Below are 26,690 nucleotides of genomic sequence, written 5' to 3' on the forward strand. Positions count from 1 at the left end.
CCGGTGCCGAACGCCGGTCAGGCGAACGCAGTCTGTGCGTCGAATGCGAAGCCCCGCGGCGCAGCCTGCGGATCGTCGAACGTGACGACCTCGTATGCGTCCTCGTGTGCGAGCAGCTCGCGCAGCAGCGCGTTGTTCAGCCCGTGGCCCGACTTGTACGCCGTGTACGACGCCAGCAGCGGATGGCCGATCACGTACAGGTCGCCGATCGCGTCGAGCATCTTGTGCTTCACGAACTCGTCGTCGTAGCGCAGCCCGTCGTTGTTCAGGATGCGGTACTCGTCGAGCACGATCGCGTTGTCCATGCTGCCGCCGCGCGCCAGGCCCATTTCGCGCAGCATCTCGGCCTCATGCGCGAAGCCGAACGTGCGCGCGCGCGCGATCTCGCGCACATACGACGTATTCGCGAAATCGACTTCGAGCTCCTGGCCGGTCTTGTCGACGGCCGGGTGACGGAAGTCGATCGAGAACTTCAGCTTGAAGCCGAAGTACGGATCGAGACGCGCGAACTTGTCGCCGTCACGGATTTCGACCGTCTTATTCACCTTGATGAAGCGCTTCGGCGCGTTCTGCTCCTCGATCCCGGCGGACTGGATCAGGAACACGAAGGTCGCCGCGCTGCCATCCATGATCGGGATTTCCTCGGCCGTCACGTCGACATAGAGGTTGTCGATGCCCAGGCCGGCGCACGCCGACATCAGGTGCTCGACGGTCGACACGCGCACGCCATCCTTCTGCAGCACCGACGCGAGCCGCGTGTCGCCGATCGACGTCGCCGCGGCGGGAATGTCGACGGGCGTGGGAAGGTCGACGCGCGAAAAGACGATGCCCGTGCCGGGCGCTGCGGGACGGAGCGTCAGCTCGATCTTGCGACCCGAGTGGACACCGATACCCACGGTCTTCACGATGGATTTGATGGTGCGCTGCTTCAGCATGGTGTTCTTCGTCGCGATTGAAGATATCAATCAGGAGTTATATTCGATAGACGAGATTATAGCGTAATTCCCTATTCAACGCTGTTTGAAACTGCGTATCAATCTGTTTCTGCAGTTTACCCGCGCCGATACGGGACGGGCCGATGCCCGGAACGGAGGCGTTTCCGGTCATCAGCCCGTGTTACAACTGCCCTGAGGCCGGTGAGCAGCGTTGCCGGAAGGCAACGGCGCACCGCACGATCAGGACGTCAACGTCGCGAGAACACTCGCCGCATCGCTCACTTCGAATTTGCCCGGCGCTTCGACGGCCAGCGTCTTGACCACACCGCCGTCAATCACCATCGCGTAGCGCAGGGAACGAATTCCCATGCCACGCGCGGACAAATCCTGCGTCAGCCCCAGCGCATGAGTGAAAGCCGCGCTGCCGTCCGCCATCATGCGCACCTTGCCCGCGGTGTGCAGATCACGTCCCCATGCGCCCATCACGAATGCGTCGTTGACGGACACGCACCAGATCTCGTCGATACCCGCCGAGCGCAGTTGCTCGGCGTGCTCGACGTAGCCCGGCACATGCTGCGCCGAACAGGTCGGCGTGAAAGCGCCCGGCAATCCGAAGATCACCACCCGCTTTCCCGCGACCTGGTCGCGCGCGCTGCAGGCGTTCGGCCCCAGCGTGCAGCCTTCGCGCGCGTCGTCGATGTACTCGAACAATTGCGCGTCGGGCAGCGTGTCGCCCACTTGAATCATGGCTGGTCCCTCATAGCGATACGGTTTTTCAGCGTGTTGCGGACAGCATGGTCCATCCCGCCCCGCTTGAGCGAAGAGGGCACGTTTCCCGGCCCGGCGTCGCAGCCGACGCGGCCTGTCGTGGTCCGTAGCATCCGTCACGCCGGCGATACCGCGGCGATTTCGCCGCGGCTTCGCCTGTGTTTGCGTCAGTCAGCCTGCTTGCGCAGGAAAGCCGGGATGTCGTACGTGTCGACACCCTTCTCCTGCAGCGCCTGCACGTGCGATGCCGCGGTTTCGCGCGAATTGCGCCACACCGCCGGCGTATCGAGCGCGCCGTAGTCGGCCGTGCTGACGTGATGCGGTTGCGCATAGCCGTGCGATACCGCGCTGACCGGCTGGTTGTCGGTACCCGTGCGCAGCAGCGTCATCGGTGCCGACTGCTGCTTCTTCGCCGCACGGCCCAGACCCGTCGCCACGACCGTCACGCGCAGTGCATCGCCCATCGCGTCGTCGTACACCGCACCGAAGATCACCGTCGCATCTTCCGCCGCGTAGCTCTTGATCGTGTTCATCACTTCGCGCGTTTCCGACAGGCGCAGCGAACGGCTCGACGTGATGTTGACCAGCACGCCGCGCGCGCCCGACAGATCGACGCCTTCGAGCAGCGGGCTCGCCACGGCCTGTTCCGCCGCGAGGCGTGCGCGATCGACGCCGGCGACCGTCGCCGTGCCCATCATCGCCTTGCCCTGCTCGCCCATCACCGTCTTCACGTCTTCGAAGTCGACGTTCACGAGGCCATCGACGTTGATGATTTCCGCGATGCCTGCGACCGCGTTGTTCAACACGTCATCCGCGCACTGGAAGCACTTGTCCATCTCGGCGTCGTCGCCCATCACGTCGAACAGCTTGTCGTTCAGAACGACGATCAGCGAGTCGACGTGATCCTCCAGTTGCTGCGAACCGGCTTCGGCGACGCGCATGCGCTTGCCGCCTTCGAACTCGAACGGCTTGCTGACGACACCGACCGTCAGAATGCCCATCTCCTTCGCGATCTGCGCGACCACCGGTGCCGCGCCCGTGCCCGTACCGCCGCCCATGCCGGCCGTGATGAACACCATGTGCGCGCCGCGCAGTGCGTCGGCGATGCGCTCACGCGCTTCTTCCGCTGCCGCACGGCCCATTTCCGGCTTCGCACCGGCGCCGAGGCCCGTGTTGCCAAGCTGGATCACCGACGATGCACGCGAACGCGACAGCGCCTGCGCGTCCGTGTTCATCACGATGAAGTCGACGCCCTGCACGCCGCGGTTGATCATGTGCTGTACGGCATTGCCGCCAGCGCCGCCAACACCCACCACCTTGATGATGGTGCCGTTGGTTTCGGTTTCCAGCATTTGGAATTCCATTGTTGCCTCCGTCAAGAGAATTACTGCTACTCGGCCGTTATTCGGCAGGAGATCGGGCAACCCCCTGTCGCGCGCCAGCCGCCGGCACCGGCGCGAATTTCGATTCGGTTCGTCAGAAGTTGCTCAGGAACCATTCCTTCATCCGCGAGAACACCTGCCCCGCGTTGCCGGACTGCACGGCGACCTTGCGGCCACGCATGCGCTGAGCGCTGCCTTCGACGAGCAGCCCCATCGCCGTCGAGTAGCGCGGATTGCGCACGACGTCGGAGAGGCCGCCTGCATACTCCGGCGCGCCGATGCGCACCGGTTTCAGGAAAATGTCTTCGCCGAGCTCGACCATGCCCGGCATCATCGCGGCACCGCCGGTAATGACCACGCCGGAGCTCAGCAGTTCTTCGTAACCCGATTCGCGCACGACCTGCTGCACGAGCGAGAACAGTTCCTCGACGCGCGGCTCGATCACCGCGGCGAGCGCCTGGCGCGACAGCGTGCGCGGGCCGCGTTCGCCGAGACCCGGCACCTCGACCATCTCGTCCGGATCGGCGAGCGCCTGCTTCGCGATCCCGTAGCCGACCTTGATGTCTTCCGCATCCGGCGTCGGCGTGCGCAGCGCCATCGCAATGTCGCTCGTGATCTGGTCGCCGGCGATCGGAATCACCGCGGTGTGGCGGATCGCGCCTTCGGCGAAGATCGCGATATCGGTCGTGCCGCCGCCGATGTCGACGAGCACCACGCCGAGATCCTTCTCGTCTTCCGTCAGCACGGCCAGCGACGACGCGAGCGGCTGCAGGATCAGGTCGTTCACTTCGAGCCCGCAGCGGCGCACGCACTTGACGATGTTCTGCGCGGCGCTCACCGCGCCCGTCACGATGTGCACCTTCACCTCGAGGCGGATGCCGCTCATCCCGATCGGCTCGCGCACGTCTTCCTGGCCGTCGATGATGAATTCCTGCGTGAGGATGTGCAGCACCTGCTGGTCGGTCGGGATGTTGATCGCCTTCGCGGTCTCGATCACGCGCGCGACGTCGGTCTGCGTGACCTCCTTGTCCTTGATCGCGACCATCCCGCTCGAGTTGAAGCTGCGGATGTGGCTGCCCGCGATCCCCGTGAACACGTTGGTGATCTTGCAGTCGGCCATCAGTTCGGCTTCCTCGAGCGCGCGCTGGATCGACTGCACGGTGGCCTCGATGTTGACCACCACGCCTTTCTTCAGACCCTTCGACTCGCTCTGGCCGAGACCGATCACCTCGTAGTGGCCCTCGCCTTTCAGCTCGGCGACGATGGCCACCACCTTCGACGTGCCGATGTCGAGGGAAACCAGCAGATCCTTGTAGTCTTTGCTCATAAAGTGCTCTTGCGTGTGATCTCTCGTTACTTCTTGCGCTTGTCGGTATCGGTCAGGAACCGCATGCCTGCCGCGCGAATCGCGAATCCGTTCGGATAGCGCAGATCCGCGTACTCGATGTCGTTGCCCCAGCGTTCCGTGACGGCCGGCCATGCTGCGACAAGACGCTGGCTCCGGTCATGCAGCGATTCGCTGTTGCGCTCCTTGCCCAGCTCGACCTGCATGCCGTTCGACAGCTTCACCGTCCACGCGTACCGCGCCGACAGCGTCACTTCTTCCGGCGCCGCCTTCAGCGGCGCAAACCATTTCCCGAAGTCGCGGTACCGCGTAACGACTTCCTTCGCACTGCCCTCCGGGCCGTCGAACGCCGGCAGCGCCTGTTCCAGCTCGCCCTGGTTCGCGGTGAACAGCTCGCCGTCGACGCTCACGAGCTGGTCGCTGCCCCAGGTCCCGAGCGGTTTGTACTCCTCGAGCGTGACAGCCAGCGCATTCGGCCACACCCGGCGCACGCTCGCGTGGCGCACCCAGGGCATCTGCTCGAACGCGGCGCGTGCCGTGTCGAGATCGACCGTGAAGAAATTGCCCTTCAGCCGGCCGACCACGCCCGCGCGCACCGTCGGCGAGTTGATGTGCTCGGTATCGCCGTCGATCCGGATTTCCCGCAGCGCGAACGTCGGGCGCTGGATCAGCCAGTAGCAGCCGGCCGCCGCCAACACGAGCAGCAGCAGCGCGTACAGCGCGCTGGCGGCAAGGTTGAGTTGGCGAACGTTGTTCCACATACGTCGTTCCGTTCCTGCGTCAGTCGTTGAGCGTGAGCGACAGCACCTTCACGACCAGCTCCGAATAGCTGATGCCGACCGCGCGCGCGGCCTTCGGCGGCAGCGAGTGGTCGGTCATCCCGGGGGCCGTGTTCACTTCCAGGAAATACGCATTGCCGGCCGCGTCGAGCATGAAATCCGCGCGGCCCCAGTCGGTGCAGCCGAGCACGTCGAACGCGCGGCGCGCGATGCGCTTCAGTTCCGCCTCCTGTTCGGCCGGCAGGCCGCACGGGATCAGGTACTGCGTGTCATCGGCGACGTACTTCGCGTGGTAGTCGTAGAACTCGCCCGCCGGCACGATCTTGATCAGCGGCAGGTCGAGATCGCCGGCGATGCACGCGGTGTATTCGCCGCCGCCTTCGATGCTCTTCTCGACGATCACGATCTTGTCGTGCGTCGCGGCTTCCTCGAGCGCGGCCGGCAGCGCGTCGGCCGTCTTCACCTTCAGCACCGCGACGCTCGAGCCTTCGCTCGCCGGCTTCACGAACAGCGGCAGGCCCAGCTTCGCAACGATGTCCGTCGCGCGCGCCGCGAGGTCGTCGCCGCGCATCACCGTCTCGAACGGCGGCGTCGGCACGCCCGTCTGCTGCCACACGAGCTTCGTGCGGAACTTGTCGAGGCCGAGCGCCGACCCGAGCACGCCGCTGCCCGTGTAGCGGATCCCGTAGAAATCGAGCGCGCCCTGGATCTGGCCGTTCTCGCCGTAGCCGCCGTGCAGCGCATTGAACGCGCGCACGAAGCCTTCGTCCTTCAGCGCCGACAGCGGCCGCTCGGCCGGGTCGAACGGATGCGCATCGACGCCCGCGTCACGCAGGCCCTGCAGCACGAGGCGGCCCGAGGTGAGCGACACCTCGCGCTCGGCGGATTCGCCGCCGAACAACACCGCCACCTTGCCGAAACGTTTCGGATCGATCCCGCTCATGTCATGCCTTCTGTTGAGTGTGTTGCACGAGCTTCGCCGGCACGCCGCCGATCGAACCCGCGCCCATCGTGATCACCACGTCGCCGTTCTGCGCGACCTTCGCCAATGCGTCCGGCACGTCGTCGACCGTCGCGACGAACACCGGGTCGACCTTCCCTACCGCGCGCAGCGCTCGCGACAGCGCGTCGCCGTTGGCCGTCGCGATCGCGGCCTCGCCGGCCGCATAGACTTCCGTCAGCACCAGCGCGTCGACCGTCGACAGCACGTTGACGAAATCGTCGAAGCAGTCGCGCGTGCGCGTGTAGCGGTGCGGCTGGAACGCCAGCACGAGGCGGCGGCCCGGGAACGCGCCGCGCGCGGCCGCGATCGTCGCCGCCATCTCGACCGGATGATGGCCGTAGTCGTCGATCAGCGTGTACTGGCCGCCGTCCGCGGTCGGCACCTCGCCGTAACGCTGGAAGCGTCGGCCGACGCCGTTGAATTCCGCCAGCGCCTGCTGGATCGCATCGTCCGCCACGCCGAGATCGGTCGCGATCGCGATCGCCGCGAGCGCGTTCTGCACGTTGTGCAGGCCCGGCAGGTTCAGCACGATCGCGAGCGGCGCACGCCCTTCGCGGATCACCGTGAAATGCATCCGGCCGTCGCGCGCATCGATGTCTTCCGCGCGCACCTGCGCGTCCGGCGACAGGCCGTAACCCACGACCGGCTTCGAGATGAACGGAATGATCTGCCGCACGTTCGGATCGTCGACGCACACGACCGCGCTGCCGTAGAACGGCAGCCGCTGCGTGAATTCGATGAACGCCTGCTTGAGCCGCGCGAAATCGTGGCCGTAGGTGTCCATGTGGTCGGCGTCGATGTTCGTGATGACTTCGATCACCGGATACAGGTTCAGGAACGACGCGTCCGACTCGTCGGCCTCGGCGACGATGAAATCGCCCGTGCCGAGCCGCGCATTCGCGCCGGCGCTGATCAGCCGCCCGCCGATCACGAAGGTCGGGTCCAGCCCGCCCGCCGCGAGCACGCTCGCGACGAGGCTCGTCGTCGTGGTCTTGCCGTGCGTGCCGGCGATCGCGATCCCCTGCTTCAGGCGCATCAGCTCCGCCAGCATCACCGCGCGCTGCACGATCGGCACGTTCTTGTGGCGTGCGGCCAGCACTTCCGGGTTGTCCGAGCGAACGGCCGTCGACACGACGACAGCGTTCGCGCCCTCGATGTTCGCCGCATCGTGGCCGATCGCGATCCGTGCGCCGAGCGCCTGGAGACGATCGGTCACCGCGTTGCGCGACAGGTCCGAGCCGCTGACCTCGTAGCCGAGATTGACGAGCACTTCGGCGATGCCGCTCATGCCCGCGCCGCCGATCCCGACGAAATGAATGTGTTTGACGATGTGTTTCATGTCGGCCTCCGCCGGGCCGCCGCAAATTCCGATGGATATGCTTTATGGGGGGGCTGCGCCCCGCCAAGCGAACGAAGTGAGCGTGGGGGTTGTTTCATTTATGTTCTTCCAGGTTCGCGCCGGCCGCCTTCGCGCACGCGCGCGCGACTTCGTCGGTGGCCTCGGGCTTCGCCAGCGAGCGCGAACGTTCCGCCATGACCGCGAGCGACGCCCGCGACTGGCCGCGCAGCCAGTCGGCGAGCAGTTCCGCCGACAGGTCGCGTTGTTGCACCAGTACCGCCGCGCCTGCATCGGCGAGGAACGCGGCGTTGGTCGTCTGGTGATCGTCGACCGCGTACGGGAACGGCACGAACAGCGCCGCCACGCCCACCGCCGCGATCTCCGACACCGTCATCGCGCCCGACCGGCAGATCACGAGATCCGCCGCCGCATACGCGGCCGCCATGTCGTCGATGAACGGCACGAGCCGCACGCCTTCACCGGCCGCGAAACCGGCCGCTTCGTAATTCGCCTTCAGCGCGTCGATGTGCTTCGCGCCGGCCTGGTGCACGACGCGCGGGCGTTCGTCCGGCGTCAGCATCGCCAGCGCGCGCGGCACGACTTCGTTCAGCGCGGCCGCGCCGAGGCTGCCGCCGACGACCAGCACGTTCAGCGGGCCGCTGCGCGATGCATAGCGTGCTTTGGGCGTTTCCGTGCGCGCAAGTTCCACGCGAATCGGATTGCCCGTCCATTCCGCATGCGGCAGCGCGCCGGGGAACGCGACGAGCACGCGTTTCGCGAGTTTCGCGAGCACCTTGTTCGTCAGGCCCGCGATCGAATTCTGTTCATGCAGCACCAGCGGACGCCCCGACAGCGCGGTCATCACGCCCGCCGGGAACGTGATGTAGCCGCCCATCCCGAGCACGACGTCCGGCCGTACGCGGCGCAGCGCGCCGAGGCTCTGCCAGCACGCGCGCAGCAGGTTGAGCGGCAGCGTCAGCTTGGTCTTCAGACCCTTGCCGCGCAGCCCGCCGAACCGCACGTATTCCATCGGAATGCCGTGCTTCGGCACGAGCGTCGCTTCCATCCCGGCCGGATTGCCGAGCCACACGACGCGCCAGCCCGCCGCCTCCATCCGGTGCGCGACCGCGAGCCCCGGGAACACATGGCCCCCGGTGCCGCCTGCCATCACCATCAGCGTGCGTCGCGACGCGGTCATACCTTCCCTCCGCGCATCAGCAAGAATGAACGAACGTTTTGGCTACGGCCGCTACGCTTGACTTCGCACGCTTCGCGCACGAAGTCAGCCTTCGCCGAAATCGCGTACTGACGCGGGGAGGTCATACCTTCCCTCCCCGCATCAGTACGCGATTTTCATAGTCGACCCGCAACAGCACCGCGAGCGAGACGCAGTTCAGCAGAATGCCGGAGCCGCCGTAGCTCACGAGCGGCAGCGTCAGGCCCTTGGTCGGCAGCAGCCCGAGGTTCACGCCCATGTTGATGAACGTCTGCGCGCCGAACCAGATGCCGATACCCTTCGCCATCAGGCCCGCGAACGTGCGATCGAGCGCGAGCGCCTGGCGGCCGATCTCGAACGCGCGGCGCACGATCCAGTAGAACAGCAGGATCACGACCAGCACGCCGACGAAGCCGAGCTCCTCGCCGATCACCGCGAGGATGAAGTCGGTATGCGCTTCCGGCAGGTAGTTCAGCTTCTCGACGCTGCCGCCGAGACCGACGCCGAACCACTCGCCGCGGCCGAACGCGATCAGCGAGTGCGTGAGCTGGTAGGCCTTGCCCTGCGCGTAGCGCTCGTCCCACGGATCGAGATACGCGAAGATCCGCTCGCGACGCCACGGCGACAGCCACACCAGCATCGTGAACGTGCCGACCGCCGTCGCGACCAGGCCGCCGAACAGCTTGCCGTTCACACCGCCGAGGAACAGCACGCCCATCGCGATCGCGGCGACGACCATGAACGCGCCCATGTCCGGCTCGAGCAGCAGCAGCGCGCCGACCAGGCCGACCGCGAACGCCATCGGCAGGAAGCCCTTCGCGAAGCTCTGCATGTATTCCTGCTTGCGCACCGTGTAGTTCGCCGCGTAGATCGTCACCGCGAGCTTCATGATTTCCGACGGCTGCATGTTCGTGATGCCGAGCGGAATCCAGCGGCGCGCACCGTTCACGCCCTTGCCGACGTGCGGAATCAGCACGATCACGAGGCTGACGAGCGCAATCAGGAAGAGATGCGGCGCGTACTTGTCCCACGTCGACACCGGCACACGGAACGCGATCACCGCCGCGATGAACGCGACGCCGAGCGACACGCAGTGGCGCATCAAGAATGCGTAATCGTGATACGACGCGTATTTCGGCGAATCGGGCATCGCGATCGACGCCGAATACACCATCACGACGCCGAGCCCGAGCAGCGCGATCGCCACCCACAGCAGCGAATAGTCGAAGTCGAGCATCCGCGAACGGCTCGGACGCACGCCGTTGACGACGCTCGCGAGGCCGCCCGTCGCGGCGCGCGTGGCCGACGCGACGCGGCCGCCCGCGGCGTTGCCGCCGGCATCGCGCCGGTCGTTGAAACGGGAGACGAGGCGATCGGACCAGCTCATGGCGTCGCTCCTTTGTCGATGGCGATTTCGTCGACCGCCGCGCGGAACACATCCGCGCGATGGGCATAGTTCCTGAACATGTCGAGGCTCGCGCACGCGGGCGACAGCAGCACCGCGTCACCCGGCTCCGCCAGGTCGGCCGCAGCGTGCACCGCGCCTTCGAGCGTCGCGTGGTCGGCGAGCGGCACGCCCGTTTCGGCGAGCGTGTCGCGGATCGCCGAGGCGTCGCGGCCGATCAGCATCACCGCACGGCACCAGCGCGCGACCGGCGCGACCAGCGGCGCGAAATCCTGGCCCTTGCCATCGCCGCCCGCGATCAGCACGATCTTCTGCGCGAGCCCGTCGAGCGCGGCAACCGTCGCACCGACGTTCGTTCCCTTGCTGTCGTCGACGTAGTCCACATCGTCGATCGTCGCGATTACTTCGACGCGATGCGCTTCGCCGCGGTATTCGCGCAGCGCGTGCAGCAGCGGCGCGGCCGGCAAGTCGATCGCACGCGCGAGCGCGAACGCGGCCAGCGCATTCGCCGCGTTGTGCAGCCCGCGGATGCGCAGCGCGTCAGCCGGCATCAGACGCTTCTGCGCGATGTCGGGCGTATGCGCGGCGTCGCGCTTGCGCCGGCGGCTCGTCGTGGCTTCATCCGGCGCGTCGCGATCGAAGGCTTCCACCAGCCACGCGATGCCGTTGTCGCGCGACAGACCGTAATCGCCGCCCTGCACCGGTTCGTGCAGGCCGAACGTGACCGTGCGCGGCGCATCGGCTGCGCCGGCCACCGGTGCGAACTTCATCACGGCGGCGTCGTCGCGGTTCAGCACGCGCGTCGTCGTCGCGCCGAAGATCCGGCCCTTTGCCTTGGCATACGCATCGAAGCTGCCGTGCCAGTCGAGGTGGTCCTGCGTGATGTTGAGGATCGCGGCCGCGTCGGGCGCGAACGTGCGCGCAGTCTCGAGCTGGAAGCTCGACAGTTCGAGCACCCACACGTCGGGCAGCGCCGTTTCGTCGATCGCGCTCGCGAGCCGGTCGAGCATCGCAGGGCTGATGTTGCCCGCGACGGCGACCTTCTTGCCCGAGCGCTGGCACAGCAGGCCCGTGAGGCTCGTCGTCGTCGTCTTGCCGTTGGTACCCGTGATCGCAAGCACCTTCGGCTGGTAGCCGCTCGTGCCGAGCGCGCGCAGCGCCTGCGCGAAGAATTCCAGCTCGCCCCACACCGCGATTCCGCGCTCGTTCGCCGCCGCGACCAGCGCCGCGAGTTCCGGCTCGAGCGGCGACAGCCCGGGGCTCAGCCCGACGATCTCGACGCCGCCGTCGAGCAGCGCGGGCGCGAACGCCCCGCCGACGAATTCCGCATCGATGCCTTCGGCCTGCAGCGCGGCAAGGTTCGGCGGTGCCTCGCGAGTATCGGCAATTCGCAGCCGGCACCCGTGCCTCGCGCACCATCGCGCGATCGCGAGACCCGATTCCCCGAGCCCCAGTACGAGCACCATCGGCCGTTGCCGATCTCCAAACATCTCGCCAGACATCCTTGTTACCTTTCCTTTACCGCAGCTTGAGGGTGGTCAGACCGAACAGGCACAGCATCAGCGTGATGATCCAGAAACGCACCACCACCTGCGTTTCCTTCCAGCCGGACAATTCGAAATGATGATGCAGCGGCGCCATCTTCAGCAGGCGTCGCCCTTCGCCGTAGCGCTTTTTCGTGTACTTGAACCACGAAACCTGCAGCATCACCGACAGCGTTTCCGCGACGAAGATGCCGCCCATGATGAACAGCACGATTTCCTGGCGGACGATCACCGCGACCGTGCCGAGCGCGCCGCCGAGCGCCAGCGCGCCGACGTCGCCCATGAAGACCTGCGCCGGGTGCGTGTTGTACCAGAGGAACGCGAGCCCTGCCCCGCCCATCGCGGAACAGAAGATCAGCAGTTCGCCCGCGCCCGGAATGTGCGGGAATAGCAGGTATTTTGAATAGACCGCGCTGCCCATCACGTACGCGAACACACCGAGCGCCCCGCCGACCAGCACGACCGGCATGATCACGAGGCCGTCGAGGCCGTCGGTCAGGTTCACCGCGTTGCTCGCGCCGACGATCACGAAGTAGGTCAGCACGATGAAACCCCACACGCCGAGCGGGTAGCTGATCGACTTCAGGAACGGCAGCATCAGGTCGGCCCGTGCCGGCAGCCCCATCGACAGGCCGCTGCGCACCCACGCCATGAACAGGTCGAACACGCGCACGTTGTTCGCCTCGGACACGCTGAATGCGAGGTAGACGGCCGCGAACAGCCCGATCACCGACTGCCAGAAATACTTCTCGCGCGACGACATCCCGCGCGGGTCCTTGTGGACGACCTTGCGGTAATCGTCGACCCAGCCGATCACGCCGAAACCGAACGTGACGAGCATCACGATCCAGATGAAGCGGTTCGTCAGGTCGCCCCACAGCAGCGTCGCGACCGCGATGCCGATCAGGATCAGCACGCCGCCCATCGTCGGCGTGCCGGACTTGACGAGGTGCGTCTGCGGGCCGTCCTTGCGCACGGCCTGCCCGACCTTCATTTGCGTCAGCTTGCGGATCACCCACGGTCCGCACACGAGCCCGATCCCGAGCGCGGTGATGGTAGCCATCACCGCACGGAACGTGAGGTACGTGAACAAGCGCAAAAAGCTTGCGTCTCCTTGCAGCCATTGCGCCAGCGCCAGCAGCATGCTTCCTTCCTTCTACTCAGTGTGCAGCGGGCGCCGTGCCCGCCGCGGGTTGGTTCGTCAGCGCGTCGACCACGCGCTCCATCTTCATGTACCGCGAGCCCTTCACGAGCACCGTCGCCTGCGCGCCGTAACCCGCCGCGAGCAGCGCCGACACGAGCGCGCCGACGTCGCCGAAATGGCGGGCCGTGTCGCCGTATGCCGTACAGGCGTCGCGCGACGCGTCGCCGAGCGCGAACAGCGCGTCGATCCCGCGCTCGCGCGCGTATGCGCCGATCTCGCGATGGAATGCCGGCCCTTCGTCGCCGACCTCGCCCATGTCGCCGATCACCAGCACGCGCGGCGCCGGTTGCGCGGCGAGCACGTCGATCGCGGCACGCATCGAATCGGGATTCGCGTTGTACGTATCGTCGACGACCGTCGCGCCCGCGAGGCTGCCTGCGACCGCCGGCCTCACCTGCAGCCGGCCCTTGACCGGCTCGAACGATTCGAGGCCCTGCCTGATCGCCGACAGCGCGACGCCGGCGCCCAGCGCCGCGGCGGCCGCGGCCAGCGCGTTGCGCGCGTTGTGCTCGCCGAGCGCGCGCAGCCGCACCGTGACGGCGCCCGCCGGCGTGTCGATCGCGAGTTCGCCGCCGTGAAGACGACCCGTGACCTGCGCGTCGTTCTGCCGTTCGGCATCGTGCAGCGCGAAATCGAGGATCCGGTTGCCGGTCGCCGCGACGCGCCAGATGCCCGCATACGCATCGTCGGCCGGGAACACCGCGACGCCGTCCGGCGGCAGCGCGTGTATCACGGCCGCGTGTTCGAGCGCGACCGCTTCGACCGTCGCCATGAATTCCTGGTGCTCGCGCTGCGCGTTGTTGACGAGCGCGACCGTCGGCGCCGCGAGGCGCGCGAGGATTTCGGTCTCGCCCGGGTGGTTCATCCCGAGTTCGATCACCGCCAGCCGATGCACGGCCGACAGGCGCAGCAGCGTCAGCGGCAAGCCGACATCGTTATTCAGGTTGCCGGCCGTCGCGAGCCGCGCGTCGGCACCGACCGCCGCCGCGAAGATCGACGCGATCATTTCCTTGACGGTCGTCTTGCCGTTGCTGCCCGTCACCGCGACGAGCGGCAGCGGGAATCGTTTGCGCCACCCGTGCGCGAGCGCGCCGAGCGCGGCACGCGTTTCACCGCCCTCGATCGCCGGCATCGCGACGCCGGCCGGCACGTGCGCGACCAGCGCTGCGGCAGCGCCGCGCGCCGCGACATCGCCGAGGAAGTCGTGCGCATCGAAGCGCTCGCCTTTCAGGGCGACGAACAGGTCGCCCGGGCCGACCGTGCGGCTGTCCGTCGACACGCGGTCGAACGTGACGCCCGCATCGCCGTGGACGGTTGCACCGGGGATCAGGCGAGCGGCTTCGCCGAGACTGAGCATCGTCATTCGCCGCCTCCCTTGCCGTGCGTCGCGCGTGCCGCAAGGGCGAGCCGCGCATGATCCTGATCGGAGAACGTGCGCTTCTTGCCCATGATTTCCTGCGTGGCCTCGTGCCCCTTGCCGGCCAGCACGACGACATCCTCGCGTGCGGCGCCGCGCACGGCCTGCAGGATCGCACTTGCGCGATCCTCGATACGGCGTGCGTGATCGGGCGCGCTCATGCCCGCGACGATCTGATCGATGATGCGCTGCGGATCTTCGCTGCGCGGGTTGTCGCTGGTGACGACGATTTCGTCCGCGAACCGTTCCGCGATCGCACCCATCAGCGGTCGCTTCGTCGCATCGCGATCGCCGCCGCAGCCGAACATGCAGACGAGCCGGCCGCCGCGCGCCGTGGCGATCGGACGCAGCGCGTCGAGCGTCTTCTCGAGCGCGTCGGGCGTGTGTGCGTAGTCGATCACGACGAGCGGTTCGTCGTTCTGCAGCCGGCCGCCGAGCCGCTGCATCCGGCCGTTGACGGACTCGAGCCGTTCGATCTCGGCGAGTGCCGCATCGAACGGCACGTCGGCCACGAGCAGCGAGCCGAGCACCGCGAGCAGGTTGCTGACGTTGAACGTGCCGAGCGTGCCGACCTCGACGTCCGCGTCGCCCCACGACGAACGCAGGCGGAATGCGGTGCCGGTCGCGGTGGCGCGCACGTCGAGCGCGACCAGTTCACGATCGGCGTCGGGCGCCGGTGCGTCGCCGATCCCGTATGCAATCGTGCGTACCCGGCCGGCCAGTTTCTCGAGCAGGCGTTGGCCGGCCGCATCGTCGCGGTTGACGACCGCCGCGCGCAGGCCGCGCCATGCGAACAGCTTCGCCTTCGCGGTCTCGTACGCATCGAACGTGCCGTGATAGTCGAGGTGATCCTGCGTGAGGTTCGTAAACACCGCGATGTCGAATGCCGTACCGTTCACGCGCCCCTGGTGCAGCGCGTGCGACGACACCTCCATCGCCACGGCCTTCGCACCCGCGTCGCGCAACTGCGCGAGGCTGCGCTGCAGTTGCGGCGCGTCGGGTGTCGTGAAACCCGTCGGCACGAGCTGGCCGGGCATCCCGCTGCCGAGCGTGCCGATCACCGCGCACGGCTGGTGCAGTGCCGTCAATGCGGCGGCGATCCATTGCGTGCACGAGGTCTTGCCGTTCGTGCCGGTCACGCCCACCGCGAGCAGGCTGTCGCTCGGATCGCCGTACCAGCCGCTGGCGATCTCGCCGGCGAGCTGGTCGAGCGCCGGCACCGCGAGCGCGACGGGCACGGCCGGCGCAGCAGCCAGCCCTTCCGGCTGATAAAGCACGGCGACCGCACCGCGTGCGACGGCGTCGACCATGAAGGCGCGGTTGTCTGCCCCGTCGACCGCATACGCGAGAAACACGTCGCCGGCCTTGAGGCTGCGCGTGTCGGCATGCAGTTGCGCTGCGGGGGCCACATGCTGACGCAGCCACGCAAGCGCGGCTGCGATCTGCTGATGCGCCGGGTGGGAACTGCGGGCGGCGCTCATCGAACAACTCCTGGTGAATTACGCGTCGTGCTGGACACGATCATATGCTTCGCACCGCTGCCCGCGGCCAGCTTTTGCGGCCCCGCTGCGGCAGGTGCTGCCGGCGAATCGTCAGACACGACGAGCTGCTTGATCGGCATGTTCGGCGGCACGTTCAGCGCACGCATCGTGTCGCCCGCGATCGCCGAGAATACGGGGCCCGACACCGCGCCGCCGAAGTGGCTGCCGGCGGTCGGTTCGTCGACCGACACCGCAACGACGATGCGCGGGTTCGGCATCGGCGCCATGCCGACGAACGACGCACGATACTTGCGCGTATAGCCGTGGCCTTCATGCTTGTATGCGGTACCGCTCTTGCCGCCGACGCGATAGCCCGGCACGGCTGCATCCGGCGACGTGCCACCCGGCGACACCACCGTCTCGAGCATCGTGCGCACCTCGCGCGCGGTGGTCGGGTTGAACACCTGCGTGCCCGCCACCTGCTGGTTGGGGTCGGTCTTGAAAATGGTTACGGGCATCAGTTCGCCGTCGTGCGCGATCGCCGTGTATGCACGTGCGAGCTGGAACAGCGACACCGACAGGCCGTAACCGTACGACATCGTCGCCTGCTCGATGCGACGCCAGCTCTTCCACGGACGCAGGCGGCCGGCCACCGCGCCCGGGAACCCGACCTTCGGCGCCTGGCCGAGGCCGATGCTCGTATACATATTCCACATTTCCTCGGGCCGCATCGTCATCGCGATCTTCGTCGCGCCGATGTTGCTCGACTTCTGGATCACGCCGCCGACCGTCAGCGTGCCGAAACCCGCGTCGTCGGTGATCGGCGCGCCGTCAAGCACGAAGTGCCCGTTGCCCGTCTCGACGAGCGTGTTCGGCGTCACGCGATGCAGGTCGAGCGCGAGCGACACCGTGAACGGCTTCATGATCGAGCCCGGCTCGAACACGTCGGTCATGATCCGGTTGCGCAACTGCTCGCCCGTCATGCGCGAACGGTCGTTCGGGTTGTACGTCGGGTAGTTGACGAGCGCGAGCACCTCGCCGGTGCGCACGTCGACGACCATCGCCGCACCGGCCTTCGCCTTGAACTTCTCGACGGCGGCCTTCAGGTTCGCGTACGCGATGTACTGGATCTTGCTGTCGATCGACAGGTCGACGTCGGTTCCGTTGTGCGGCGGGATCTGCTCGGCGACGTCCTCGACGATATGCCCCATCCGGTCCTTGATCACGCGACGCACGCCCGACGTGCCGGACAGCATCTTCTGGTCGCCCAGCTCGACGCCTTCCTGCCCCTCGTCCTCGACGTTCGTGAAGCCGATCAGGTGAGCGGTGATCTCGCCTTCCGGATAGAAGCGCTTGTATTCGTTGCGCTGATAGATACCGGGAATGTCGAGCGCGGCGACCTTGTCCGCGATGTCGATCGGCACCTGGCGCTTTACATAGACGAAACCCTTGTCTTCCGACAGCTTCACGCGCAGTTCCTTCGGGGTCATGCCGAGGAGCTTGCCGAGCTGGTTGACCTTGTCGGCGTCGAGATCGTCCGGCACCGCGTCGGGAATTGCCCAGATCGCACGCACGGGCAGGCTCGTCGCGAGCACGAGCCCGTTACGGTCGAGGATCTTGCCGCGCGTCGCGGGCAACTCGAGCGTGCGCTGGTAGCGGCTTTCGCCCTGCTTCTGGTAGAACGCGTTGCCGGGCCCCTGGATCCAGAACGCCCGCGCGGTGAGCGCGACGAACGCCATGAACAGCATGAACACGACGAGCTTCGAGCGCCACATCGGCAGATGCACGCCCAGCACGGGGCTCGACGAGAATTTCACGTTCTGGCGCTTCTGGGACGGCTTCATCGCGCGCCCCCCTTGCCCTTGCCGTCCGTGTCGGCCGAAGCCGGAATCGGCGCGTCGATCGCCTTCGCGGCGCCCGGCGGCAGCGTCAGGTATTGCGTGCGGCCGGTCGTGATCGGCTGCATCTTCAGCGAATCGTTCGCGAGCTGCTCGATGCGCGACGTCTTCGACAGCGCGCTCTGCTGATATTGAAGCTGCGCGTAGTCCTGCTGGAGCTGACGCTCCTGCGACTGCGCGCGCTGCAGCTGGATGAAGATCTGGCGCTGCTGGTTCGTCGAGTTGACGACCGACAGCGCGCAGCCCATCACGATGATCAGCAGGAAGATATTGAAGCGGCTCATGGCGTGACGCGCTCCGCAATGCGCATCACGGCCGAGCGGGCACGAGGATTCGCCGCAACCTCGGCTTCACTCGGAAACTGGCGGCGGATGATCTTGAGCGGCGGGCTCGGGAGGTCGACGGCACGGATCGGCAGGCGACGATCGACAGCAGGCGCACTCGCGTGCGCCTGCATGAATCGCTTGACGATCCGGTCCTCGAGTGAATGAAAGCTGATGACCACCAGCCGCCCCCCTTGATCCAGCAACGACAGTGCCGCGTCTAGTACGACTTGCAGGTCCGCAAGCTCTTGATTGACGTGAATCCGTATAGCCTGAAAGGTGCGGGTTGCCGGATCCTTGCCCTTCTCACGGGTTTTGACGACGTGACCCACGATTTGGGCAAGCTCGCCCGTGGTGTCGAGAGGCCCAAGACGGTCGGACTCTGCCCGGCGAGCAACAAGCGCCTTTGCAATCTGAAAAGCAAACCGTTCTTCCCCATAATCCCGTATCACCTCCGTCAATTCCTGCACCGAAACCCGTGCGAGCCATTCGGCCGCCGACTCGCCGCGCGTCGGATCCATTCGCATGTCCAGCGGACCATCGGCGCGGAAGCTGAAGCCGCGCGCCGGATCGTCCACCTGCGGCGAGGACACGCCCAGGTCCAGCAACACACCCGACACCTTCTCGACGCCGCGCGCCGCAAGCGCGTCGCGCATCGATGCAAAGCTGTCATGCACGATCGAGAAGCGCGCATCCTCGATGCCCTGCGCCGTCTCGATCGCTCTCGGATCCTTGTCGAACGCGATCAGCCGCCCGGCCGGCCCCAGCCGCGCGAGCACCGCGCGGCTGTGACCGCCCCGCCCGAACGTGCCGTCGACATAAACGCCGTCCGGCCGCGTCACGAGCGACTCGACCGCCTCATCCAACAGCACCGTCCGATGCCGCAATTCGTTTCCCATCGCGGGCGTCTCCGTCACCGCAATCAGAATGTGAAATTCTTCAGCGCGTCGGGCATGCCCTGCGCCATCGCTGCCTGCTCCTTCGCGTTGTAGGTCTGCGAATCCCACAGCTCGAAGTGACTACCCATTCCCAACAACATGACTTCCTTTTCCAGTCCGGCTGCCATGCGCAGCTCGGGCGATACAAGAATCCGGCCCGCGCTGTCGAGATCGACATCCATCGCATTGCCGAGAAAAATTCGCCGCCACCAGTGCGCGTCCATCGGCAGCGCGGCGATCTTGGCGCGGAACACTTCCCATTCGGGGCGCGGAAACAGCAACAGGCAGCCGTCCGGGTGCTTGGTCACAGTCACCCGTCCTTCTGCCTGTCCTTGCAGCGCTTCGCGATAGCGAGCCGGCACCGACATCCGCCCTTTCGCATCGAGCGTCAGCGCCGACGCCCCTTGGAACACTTTCCGCTCTCCCGTTCAGGGCACCGAAGCACCCGCCCAATGCTGAGAATTTAGCCGGAACAGCCTGCTAAATCACACAAAAATACACTTTCTCACACTGTCTCCCACTTTAGAGGAAGGGTGTGGCACGGTCAAGGGAGCGACCTGCTTTTTTGACGAATTTTGTTAGTTAGAACAAGGACTTACGCGCACATGCTCATGCGGCCCTTCATACCAAAAACCGTTATAAATGAATGAGCTAGTGCAACTTGTGAAGGTGATACGTGAGAAAGATGGGCCAGACAGATGTGCGGGCGGGGCTTTCGGGGGCGGGAAAACGAGGAGTGTACGGGCGATATCGGGGGTGGCGGACCGGGGCGGCGTCCCACGCCACCCCGGCGCGAATCTCAGAGATAGTACGCAGTGCTCGTCATGACTTTCGACGCGGCGCGCATCAGCATCCGCGCGGGCAGCGGCAACTCGATCCCGCCTGCGTCGGTCGCTGCCTTGCCGTGTTTCACCTCGTCGATACGCATCTGGTCGACGATCGCGCGCGACGTCGTGTCGGCCGCCGGCAGTTCGGACATATGGCCTTCGAGATGGCTCTCGACCTGCCGTTCCGTCTCGGCCATGAAGCCGAGGCTGACCTTGTCGCCAAGCGTGCCGGCTGCCACGCCGATCGCGAGCGCGCCGGCATACCACAGCGGGTTCAGCAGGCTCGGGCGCGAATCGAGCTCCTTCAGGCGGTGCGCGGTCCATGCGAGGTGGTCCTCCTCCTCGCGCGCAGCCTCCTCGAACATCGCCTTCGCCGACGCCGTGCGCGCGGTGAGTTTCTGCGCCTGGTAGAGCGCCTGCGCACAGACTTCGCCGACATGATTCACGCGCATCAGCCCGGCGGCATGCGTACGCTCCGCGGGCGTCAGCTCGACGGCCGGCGCCTCGGCCGGTACGGGCACCGGGCGGCTCATCCGGCTAATGCCGGTCAGCGATCGCAGGCCGCGATCGAACTCGCTGATCAATTCATCCAACACCATCCTGTTCTCCTGGCTGCATGTGCCGCCGCGAGCGGCAAGGGCACGAGTCCGCTGCGTAACCGACTTGATTATTCAGCGGAAATTGCGGTTAACCCGTGATTTTAACCATTGTTGCATAAAGGAAACATGGCTACCTTGAGGTGCGGCATTTCGCTTTGTGGCAAAAAACGGTTTTGCTACATTACGTCCGACTTCTTGCGAAGTTGAAGGGGCCCGCCGACAGAACATAACTATCCGCCCCGCCAAAAAAATTCAGTGATTCTTGGAGATCCGTTAATGAAAAAGTCGCTTCTCGCGCTCGTCGCGCTGGGTGCGTTCGCTGGCGCCGCTCATGCGCAAAGCAGCGTGACGCTTTACGGCATCATCGATGAAGGCCTGCTTTTCAACAACAACGCGGGCGGCAAGCACCTGTACAGCATGGCCAGCGGCGTGATGCAAGGCAGCCGCTTCGGCCTGCGCGGCACCGAAGACCTCGGTGGCGGCCTGAAGGCGATCTTCACCCTCGAAAACGGTTTTGACGTGAACAGCGGCAAGCTCGGTCAGGGCGGCCTGATGTTCGGCCGCCAGGCTTACGTCGGCCTGTCGAGCCAGTACGGTACGGTCACGCTGGGTCGTCAGTACGACTCCGTCGTCGACTTCGTCGGCCCGCTCGAGGCAGGTGACCAGTGGGGCGGCTACATCGCCGCTCACCCGGGCGACCTCGACAACTTCAACAACGCCTATCGCGTGAACAACGCGGTCAAGTTCACGAGCCAGAGCTTCGCCGGCTTCACGTTCGGCGGCCTGTACAGCTTCGGCGGCCAGGCAGGCCAGTTCTCGAAGAACCAGGTCTGGTCGCTCGGCGCAGGCTACAACAACGGCCCGCTGGTCTTGGGCGTCGGCTACTTGAACGCACGCACGCCGGGCAACTTCGGCGGCATGTTCAACAACGGTTCGACGGCTGCAACGACGGCTGTATCGTCGCCGGTCTACGGCGCGTACGCGAACAACGCGAACACGTACCAGGTCATCGGTGCAGGCGGCGCCTACACGTTCGGCGCAGCGACGATCGGCGCGACGTACTCGAACACGAAGTTCAAGGGCTTCTCGGCAGGCCCGTTCGTGAACCAGACCGCGACGTTCAACAACGGCGAAATCAACTTCAAGTATCAGTTGACCCCGGCGCTGATTCTCGGCGCAGCGTACGACTACACGCAAGGCAGCAAGATCGACGGCAACTCGGCAGCCAAGTACCACCAGGGCTCGCTGGGCGTCGACTACTTCCTGTCGAAGCGCACGGACGTCTACGTGATCGGCGTGTACCAGCACGCATCGGGCAACGTGCTCGACGCGAACGGCAACGTCCTGAAGGCAACGGCAGCGATCAACGGTCTCGCAGGGTCGAGCACCAGCAACCAGGTCGCAGCGCGCGTCGGCATCCGTCACAAGTTCTAATCAGCTTGCCTGACAAGCCGCAGCATATTGAAGGCGCCTTCGGGCGCCTTTTTCTTTTCCGGCGCTGCAGCAAGATTGGGGGCGGAAAACGGGCAAGTCGCGTTGCGCTCGCCGCGGGGTGCCGGGTCCGCCCGCTGCGTCGAAACGCACATCCGCCGCCGGCCCCTGCGGGAAAAAAGTCGCCCGATCCGCAGTCGCAAAAAAGCCCGGCACAAGCCGGGCCTCTTTAGTTCAACCGCGCCGTTACGCGCGTCCGTCGCGCAACTCGCGCCGCAGGATCTTGCCGACGTTCGTTTTTGGCAGCTCCGTTCGGAACTCGACCAGTTTCGGCCGCTTGTACCCGGTGAGCCGCTCCTTGCAGTAGGCAAGGATGTCCTTGTCGGTGAGTGCCGGATCCTTCTTCACGACGAACAGCTTCACGGCTTCGCCGGAATGCTCGTCCGGCACGCCGACCGCAGCCACCTCGAACACGCCCGGATGCGACGCCACCACGTCCTCGACTTCGTTCGGATACACGTTGAAGCCCGATACGAGGATCATGTCCTTCTTCCGGTCGACGATCTTGACATAGCCGCGCGCATCCATCACGCCGACGTCGCCCGTCTTGAAGAAGCCGTCCGGGAACATGACCATCGCGGTCTCGTCCGGCCGGTTCCAGTAGCCGGCCATCACCTGAGGCCCGCGGATGCAGATCTCGCCGGGCTCGCCCAGCGCGACGTCGTTGCCGGCATCGTCGCGGATCGCGACTTCGGTCGACGGCAGCGGCAGACCGATCGTCCCGCTGTATTCGGTCGCCGTCACGGGATTGCAGGTCGCCACCGGCGACGTTTCGGACAGCCCGTATCCTTCGATGATCGCGGTATGGGTCTTTTCATACCAGCGCTTCGCGACACCTTCCTGGATCGCCATGCCGCCGCCGTTGGCGATCACGAGCTTCGACAGGTCGAGCTGATTGAATTCGGGATGGTTCAGCAGCGCGTTGTACAGCGTGTTGACCGCCGGAATCGTCGAGATCTGATAGCCCTTCAACTCCTTGATCATGCCGGCGATGTCGCGCGGGTTCGGGATCAGGATGCCCATGCCGCCCGTGCGCATCGTCAGGAAACCGCAGACGGTCAGTGCGAACACGTGATACAGCGGCAACGCGACGACCGTCACGAACTGTTTCACCTCCGGGTACTTCTCATGAGCCGGATGGTGCCAGGCGCCGGCCTGCAGCACGTTCGACACGATGTTCCGGTGCAGCAGCGTCGCGCCCTTCGCGACGCCGGTCGTACCGCCCGTGTATTGCAGGAACGCGACGTCGTCGGGACCGATCTTCTGCGGCTTGAACGCGTGCCGCGCGCCTTCCGACAGCGCAGCCTTGAAACGCGTGAACGACGGCAACTGCCACGCAGGCACCATCTTTTTCACGTTGCGCACGACGTAATTGACGAGCCATCCCTTAATGCCCAGCAGATCGCCCATCGACGCGACGACGACATGCTTGACGGCCGTATTGGCGATGACGGCCTGCAGCGTCGACGCGAAATTCTCGAGGATGACGATCGCCTCCGCGCCGCTGTCCTTCAATTGATGTTCGAGCTCGCGCGGCGTATAGAGCGGGTTGACGTTGACGACGGTATAGCCGGCGCGCAGTACCGCGGCGATCGCCACCGGATACTGGAGCACGTTCGGCATCATGATCGCGACGCGCGCACCGCGCGCAAGGCCACGGGATTGCAGCCACGCGCCGAACTGGCGCGACAGCTTGTCGAGTTCGCCGTACGTGATGCCCTTGCCCATGCAGACGAACGCCGTGCGGTCGCGATACTGCCGGAAGCTTTCGTCGAGTAGATCCGGGACTGACGGATAGGGAGACGCGTCAATTTCGGCTGGAACGCCGGGGGGGTACGATTTCAGCCAAATTTTATCCATACCGCGCGTCTCCTCACAGATTTTCGAATGATCGTGCTAAAACGCATCGTAACGGCTCGCCCGCCCCGAGACAACAGGGTTAGATGCCCACTTCGAACTTCCGTGGAAATTCGTCTGATCATACGGTGATATTCGATCAAATTCGCTCAACTTCCACAAGGCAATCGTAAAAGGTCGCCGAATTGCCAAGGTCGGTCAGCGCCTGGCTCGTCACCTCGTTCGCGTTCCTGCCGTCCGGTGACAGCTTCTTCCACCAGATCGACAGCCCGACAACGAGCCCCGCACGCGCGCGATCGGTAATTCTCGCGAGCGCCTGCATCGATCCGCGGTCGTTGAAGATGCGCACGACGTCGCCCTCCGCGATGCCGCGCGCATCGGCGTCGGACGGATGCATGTCAAGATGCGGCTCGCCTTCCGTGGTACGCAGACTGTCGACGTTCACGAACGTGCTGTTCAGGAAGTGGCGGGCCGGCGGCGAAATCATCGCGAGCGGATAGCGTGCGGCGAGCTCGGGCGCAGCCTCGGCCGATTCGAACGGCGGCAGGTAGTCGGGAACGGGATCCATGCCCATCTGCTCGAGCCGTGGGCTGTAGAACTCGCACTTACCGGACGGCGTACGAAACCCGCCGTTCGCGAACGGCGCCTCCGGCAGCTTGAGCTTCAGCCAGCCGACCCGCTTCAGCGTGTCCCAGTCGCTGTCGAGCGCCGGATCGTCCCAGTGGAGCGCCGCGCGTGCGACCTCTTCGTCGCTGTGATAGAGCGCGGGCTCGTCGAGCCCCATGCTTCGCGCGATGCCGCGAAAGATCTCCGTGTTCGGCCGCGCATCTCCCACTGGAGGAATCGACGGCAGGTTCGCCATCACGTAGGTGTGGCCGTACGATTTATGGACGTCCAGATGTTCCAGCTGCGTGGTCGCCGGCAGCACAATATCGGCAAAATCGGCGGTATCTGTCTTGAAATGTTCGAGAACGACCGTGAACAGATCCTCGCGTGCAAACCCTGCCGCGACCTTCGAAGAATCCGGCGCGACTGCCACCGGATTCGAGTTGTACACGATCACCGCTTCGACCTTCGGCCCAAAGGTTGCGTCGCCTGCGTGCAGCAACGCATCACCGATCGCGTTCATGTTGATGATGCGCGGCAGCTTGTGCGGCCAGCCCGGTATCAAATCCGGGCGCAGCAGCGCCGCCTGGTTGATCGGTGCGGATTCCGACGACGAGAGCAACAGCCCGCCAGCCCTATCCCGCCACGCCCCCGTCAGCGCCGGCAGGCTGGCAATCGCGCGCACGGCGTTGCCGCCGCCGCGGACGCGCTGCATGCCGTAGTTGAGACGAATCGACGCTTTGCGCGTAGCGCCGTAACGACGTGCCAGTTCGACCAGCTCCGGCGTGTCGATACCGCAGATCTGCGCAACGCGTTCCGGCGGATAGGACAGCGCCCGCTCCTTGAGCGCGTCGAAGCCGAGCGTATGGCTGGCGATGTAGTCGTGATCGAGCAGGTCTTCGGTAATCAGCACGTGCATCATGCCGAGTGCAAACGCGCCGTCGGTACCCGGTTTCAACGCGATATGCTGATGGCACTTCTCCGCCGTCAGCGAGCGGTACGGGTCGATGGCGACGAGACGCGCGCCACGGCGCTTCGCTTCCTGCGCGCGCGTCCAGAAGTGCAGGCTCGACGCGATCGGGTTCGCGCCCCAGATCAGAATCAGCTCGCTTTCCTCGAAATGCTCGAGGTGCATGCCGACGCTGCCACCATATGTGTAACGCAGTCCCGCTGCGCCGGCCGCCGAGCAGATCGTGCGCTCGAGCCGCGACGCGCCGAGCTTGTGGAAGAACCGCTGGGCAATGCCCTCGCCCTGCACGAGCCCCATCGTCCCCGCATAGCTGTACGGCATGATCGCTTCCGGTGCGCGTGCGGCGATTTCGCCGAGGCGACGGCCGATCTCGTCGAACGCCTCGCTCCAGCTGATCGGCACAAAGCGCCCTTCCCCCTTCGCGCCGACGCGCTTGAGCGGGACGGTGAGACGATCGGGATGATGAACGCGATCGGCATATCGGCTGACCTTCGTGCACAACACGCCCTGTGTCGGCGGATGGTCGGGATCGCCCGTGACCTTGATCGCCCTGCCGTTCTCGACAGTTACACGCATTGCGCACGTGTCCGGACAATCGTGCGGGCAAACGGCCCGGGCTACCTGGGTGGCGGCGTTCATCGTTTTGAATGCAGAGATGGGGATTCGCAAATTTTACGTGGACGCGCCGAATAAAGCGTTCATTTCATGCGGATTCCGGGTTATTTACCCGAAGAACGATTTGAGGAAGCGGGGAGTTTTGGTTTCGATGTGCGTCTTTCGCAGGGAGAGATTTGCACTGCCGACTCCGCACGTGTCGTAGACGATGGAAAGCCGGTCGTGCATGACGGCACTTATCGATACGCGGAGAGGAAGGAATCGGGGCTTTGATCGAAAATGCGACCAATAAGCGAAGAAATCGCAAAAGATATCGGCCATTGAGAGAACTCAGTGGCGCAATTAGTTGCGCTTGGGAGGGGTGACGTGGGGAGCGCCCGCCAAGCTACCCATCCCGATCCCGCGCCCATTTCCGTCGCGCCAATGCAAAAACCCCCGCCTTTCGGGCGGGGGTTCTTGGCTTAGGGAGCCTGACGATTACCTACTTTCACACGGGAATCCGCACTATCATCGGCGTAGAGTCGTTTCACGGTCCTGTTCGGGATGGGAAGGGGTGGGACCGACTCGCTATGGTCATCAGGCAAAGAGGGGTGTTGCGCTGCTTCGCAGCACAACCAATCTTGGAAGAAGCAGTAATTTTTGAGTTGTGTGTATCACACACGAGAATCCAACCTGTCGCCTGGATCGCGGCCAGTGCTTTCGCACGGCGCCGATCGACAAGGCAGACTTGTTATAGGATCAAGCCTTA

General features: G+C 65.5%; 21 protein-coding genes and 1 rRNA gene. 1 reads left to right on the plus strand and 21 read right to left on the minus strand.

The features are described 5' to 3' along the window. Nucleotides 1-17: 17 nt before the first annotated feature. The 18 genes from lpxC to coq7 all read right to left on the minus strand — a co-directional run bounded on the left by lpxC (nt 18) and on the right by coq7 (nt 20,403). A complete protein-coding gene (gene lpxC / locus BFF94_RS19835) occupies nt 18-935 on the minus strand; it encodes a UDP-3-O-acyl-N-acetylglucosamine deacetylase (RefSeq protein ID WP_128841357.1) in 918 nt (305 codons plus the stop codon). 240 nt (nt 936-1,175) lie between these two features. Next, nucleotides 1,176-1,682, minus strand: coding sequence for a peroxiredoxin (locus BFF94_RS19840; protein WP_128841367.1), 507 nt, complete (start codon nt 1,680-1,682; stop codon nt 1,176-1,178). Between the two features lie 188 nt (nt 1,683-1,870). Further along, a complete protein-coding gene (ftsZ, locus tag BFF94_RS19845; RefSeq protein ID WP_219139704.1) occupies nt 1,871-3,067 on the minus strand; it encodes a cell division protein FtsZ in 1,197 nt (398 codons plus the stop codon). A 112-nt stretch (nt 3,068-3,179) separates the two neighbouring features. Continuing rightward, a complete protein-coding gene (gene ftsA, locus BFF94_RS19850; RefSeq protein WP_128841356.1) occupies nt 3,180-4,412 on the minus strand; it encodes a cell division protein FtsA in 1,233 nt (410 codons plus the stop codon). A gap of 26 nt (nt 4,413-4,438) precedes the next feature. Continuing rightward, the gene (locus BFF94_RS19855) at nt 4,439-5,191 is read right to left on the minus strand and encodes a cell division protein FtsQ/DivIB (RefSeq protein WP_128841355.1); all 753 of its coding nucleotides are present in this window, start codon (nt 5,189-5,191) and stop codon (nt 4,439-4,441) included. 19 nt (nt 5,192-5,210) lie between these two features. After that, a complete protein-coding gene (locus BFF94_RS19860; protein WP_059236317.1) occupies nt 5,211-6,152 on the minus strand; it encodes a D-alanine--D-alanine ligase in 942 nt (313 codons plus the stop codon). A gap of 1 nt (nt 6,153) precedes the next feature. Beyond that, complete coding sequence (murC, locus tag BFF94_RS19865) at nt 6,154-7,551, minus strand: UDP-N-acetylmuramate--L-alanine ligase (protein WP_128841354.1); 1,398 nt, start codon at nt 7,549-7,551, stop codon at nt 6,154-6,156. A gap of 94 nt (nt 7,552-7,645) precedes the next feature. Next, nucleotides 7,646-8,749, minus strand: coding sequence for an undecaprenyldiphospho-muramoylpentapeptide beta-N-acetylglucosaminyltransferase (murG, locus tag BFF94_RS19870; protein ID WP_219139705.1), 1,104 nt, complete (start codon nt 8,747-8,749; stop codon nt 7,646-7,648). Nucleotides 8,750-8,870: 121 nt separating this feature from the next. Next, complete coding sequence (gene ftsW / locus BFF94_RS19875; protein WP_219139706.1) at nt 8,871-10,154, minus strand: putative lipid II flippase FtsW; 1,284 nt, start codon at nt 10,152-10,154, stop codon at nt 8,871-8,873. Beyond that, entirely contained in the window at nt 10,151-11,662 is a 1,512-nt protein-coding gene (murD, locus tag BFF94_RS19880; RefSeq protein ID WP_219139707.1) for a UDP-N-acetylmuramoyl-L-alanine--D-glutamate ligase, read from the minus strand. Before murD ends, ftsW begins: the two co-directional genes overlap by 4 nt. A gap of 28 nt (nt 11,663-11,690) precedes the next feature. After that, nucleotides 11,691-12,860 carry a phospho-N-acetylmuramoyl-pentapeptide-transferase gene (mraY, locus tag BFF94_RS19885; RefSeq protein ID WP_128848023.1) on the minus strand — a complete coding sequence of 390 codons (1,170 nt, stop codon included), beginning with the start codon at nt 12,858-12,860 and terminating at the stop codon, nt 11,691-11,693. Between the two features lie 16 nt (nt 12,861-12,876). Further along, a complete protein-coding gene (locus BFF94_RS19890; RefSeq protein WP_219139708.1) occupies nt 12,877-14,283 on the minus strand; it encodes a UDP-N-acetylmuramoyl-tripeptide--D-alanyl-D-alanine ligase in 1,407 nt (468 codons plus the stop codon). Beyond that, nucleotides 14,280-15,818, minus strand: a complete 1,539-nt coding sequence (locus BFF94_RS19895; protein ID WP_219139709.1) for a UDP-N-acetylmuramoyl-L-alanyl-D-glutamate--2,6-diaminopimelate ligase — start codon at nt 15,816-15,818, stop codon at nt 14,280-14,282. The genes BFF94_RS19890 and BFF94_RS19895 overlap by 4 nt, the downstream gene beginning before the upstream one ends. Beyond that, nucleotides 15,815-17,662: a peptidoglycan D,D-transpeptidase FtsI family protein gene (locus BFF94_RS19900; protein WP_128842923.1), complete on the minus strand. Its 1,848-nt coding sequence runs from the start codon at nt 17,660-17,662 to the stop codon at nt 15,815-15,817. Before BFF94_RS19900 ends, BFF94_RS19895 begins: the two co-directional genes overlap by 4 nt. Continuing rightward, nucleotides 17,659-18,000: a cell division protein FtsL gene (gene ftsL, locus BFF94_RS19905; RefSeq protein WP_128842924.1), complete on the minus strand. Its 342-nt coding sequence runs from the start codon at nt 17,998-18,000 to the stop codon at nt 17,659-17,661. The genes BFF94_RS19900 and ftsL overlap by 4 nt, the downstream gene beginning before the upstream one ends. Beyond that, a complete protein-coding gene (gene rsmH / locus BFF94_RS19910; protein WP_128842925.1) occupies nt 17,997-18,938 on the minus strand; it encodes a 16S rRNA (cytosine(1402)-N(4))-methyltransferase RsmH in 942 nt (313 codons plus the stop codon). Before rsmH ends, ftsL begins: the two co-directional genes overlap by 4 nt. A 23-nt stretch (nt 18,939-18,961) precedes the next feature. Then, nucleotides 18,962-19,390, minus strand: coding sequence for a division/cell wall cluster transcriptional repressor MraZ (mraZ, locus tag BFF94_RS19915; RefSeq protein WP_006487094.1), 429 nt, complete (start codon nt 19,388-19,390; stop codon nt 18,962-18,964). Between the two features lie 386 nt (nt 19,391-19,776). Then, nucleotides 19,777-20,403, minus strand: coding sequence for a 2-polyprenyl-3-methyl-6-methoxy-1,4-benzoquinone monooxygenase (gene coq7, locus BFF94_RS19920; RefSeq protein WP_128842926.1), 627 nt, complete (start codon nt 20,401-20,403; stop codon nt 19,777-19,779). A gap of 276 nt (nt 20,404-20,679) precedes the next feature. Between coq7 and BFF94_RS19925 the strand changes: the two genes are divergently transcribed. Then, complete coding sequence (locus BFF94_RS19925) at nt 20,680-21,837, plus strand: porin (protein WP_128842927.1); 1,158 nt, start codon at nt 20,680-20,682, stop codon at nt 21,835-21,837. A gap of 243 nt (nt 21,838-22,080) precedes the next feature. Here BFF94_RS19925 and BFF94_RS19930 read toward each other — a convergent pair whose 3' ends face one another. The 3 genes from BFF94_RS19930 to rrf form a co-directional block, all read right to left on the minus strand. Beyond that, nucleotides 22,081-23,754 (minus strand): long-chain fatty acid--CoA ligase, encoded by a 1,674-nt coding sequence (locus tag BFF94_RS19930; RefSeq protein ID WP_128842928.1) that lies wholly within the window; start codon nt 23,752-23,754, stop codon nt 22,081-22,083. Nucleotides 23,755-23,890: 136 nt separating this feature from the next. Then, nucleotides 23,891-25,966: a molybdopterin-containing oxidoreductase family protein gene (locus BFF94_RS19935; protein ID WP_128842929.1), complete on the minus strand. Its 2,076-nt coding sequence runs from the start codon at nt 25,964-25,966 to the stop codon at nt 23,891-23,893. A 444-nt stretch (nt 25,967-26,410) separates the two neighbouring features. Next, a 5S ribosomal RNA gene (gene rrf / locus BFF94_RS19940) occupies nt 26,411-26,523 on the minus strand. Nucleotides 26,524-26,690 lie beyond the last annotated feature (167 nt).

It is taken from the genome of Burkholderia catarinensis, assembly GCF_001883705.2.
Lineage (GTDB): Bacteria > Pseudomonadota > Gammaproteobacteria > Burkholderiales > Burkholderiaceae > Burkholderia > Burkholderia catarinensis.

Excerpts from the sequence above, each read along its gene's own strand:
- lpxC (WP_128841357.1), bottom strand. The coding sequence starts at position 935 with ATGCTGAAGCAGCGCACCATCAAATCCATCGTGAAGACCGTGGGTATC.
- BFF94_RS19840 (WP_128841367.1), bottom strand. The coding sequence starts at position 1,682 with ATGATTCAAGTGGGCGACACGCTGCCCGACGCGCAATTGTTCGAGTAC.
- ftsZ (WP_219139704.1), bottom strand. The coding sequence starts at position 3,067 with ATGGAATTCCAAATGCTGGAAACCGAAACCAACGGCACCATCATCAAG.
- ftsA (WP_128841356.1), bottom strand. The coding sequence starts at position 4,412 with ATGAGCAAAGACTACAAGGATCTGCTGGTTTCCCTCGACATCGGCACG.
- BFF94_RS19855 (WP_128841355.1), bottom strand. The coding sequence starts at position 5,191 with ATGTGGAACAACGTTCGCCAACTCAACCTTGCCGCCAGCGCGCTGTAC.
- BFF94_RS19860 (WP_059236317.1), bottom strand. The coding sequence starts at position 6,152 with ATGAGCGGGATCGATCCGAAACGTTTCGGCAAGGTGGCGGTGTTGTTC.
- murC (WP_128841354.1), bottom strand. The coding sequence starts at position 7,551 with ATGAAACACATCGTCAAACACATTCATTTCGTCGGGATCGGCGGCGCG.
- murG (WP_219139705.1), bottom strand. The coding sequence starts at position 8,749 with ATGACCGCGTCGCGACGCACGCTGATGGTGATGGCAGGCGGCACCGGG.
- ftsW (WP_219139706.1), bottom strand. The coding sequence starts at position 10,154 with ATGAGCTGGTCCGATCGCCTCGTCTCCCGTTTCAACGACCGGCGCGAT.
- murD (WP_219139707.1), bottom strand. The coding sequence starts at position 11,662 with ATGTTTGGAGATCGGCAACGGCCGATGGTGCTCGTACTGGGGCTCGGG.
- mraY (WP_128848023.1), bottom strand. The coding sequence starts at position 12,860 with ATGCTGCTGGCGCTGGCGCAATGGCTGCAAGGAGACGCAAGCTTTTTG.
- BFF94_RS19890 (WP_219139708.1), bottom strand. The coding sequence starts at position 14,283 with ATGACGATGCTCAGTCTCGGCGAAGCCGCTCGCCTGATCCCCGGTGCA.
- BFF94_RS19895 (WP_219139709.1), bottom strand. The coding sequence starts at position 15,818 with ATGAGCGCCGCCCGCAGTTCCCACCCGGCGCATCAGCAGATCGCAGCC.
- BFF94_RS19900 (WP_128842923.1), bottom strand. The coding sequence starts at position 17,662 with ATGAAGCCGTCCCAGAAGCGCCAGAACGTGAAATTCTCGTCGAGCCCC.
- ftsL (WP_128842924.1), bottom strand. The coding sequence starts at position 18,000 with ATGAGCCGCTTCAATATCTTCCTGCTGATCATCGTGATGGGCTGCGCG.
- rsmH (WP_128842925.1), bottom strand. The coding sequence starts at position 18,938 with ATGGGAAACGAATTGCGGCATCGGACGGTGCTGTTGGATGAGGCGGTC.
- coq7 (WP_128842926.1), bottom strand. The coding sequence starts at position 20,403 with ATGGTGTTGGATGAATTGATCAGCGAGTTCGATCGCGGCCTGCGATCG.
- BFF94_RS19925 (WP_128842927.1), top strand. The coding sequence starts at position 20,680 with ATGAAAAAGTCGCTTCTCGCGCTCGTCGCGCTGGGTGCGTTCGCTGGC.
- BFF94_RS19930 (WP_128842928.1), bottom strand. The coding sequence starts at position 23,754 with ATGGATAAAATTTGGCTGAAATCGTACCCCCCCGGCGTTCCAGCCGAA.
- BFF94_RS19935 (WP_128842929.1), bottom strand. The coding sequence starts at position 25,966 with ATGAACGCCGCCACCCAGGTAGCCCGGGCCGTTTGCCCGCACGATTGT.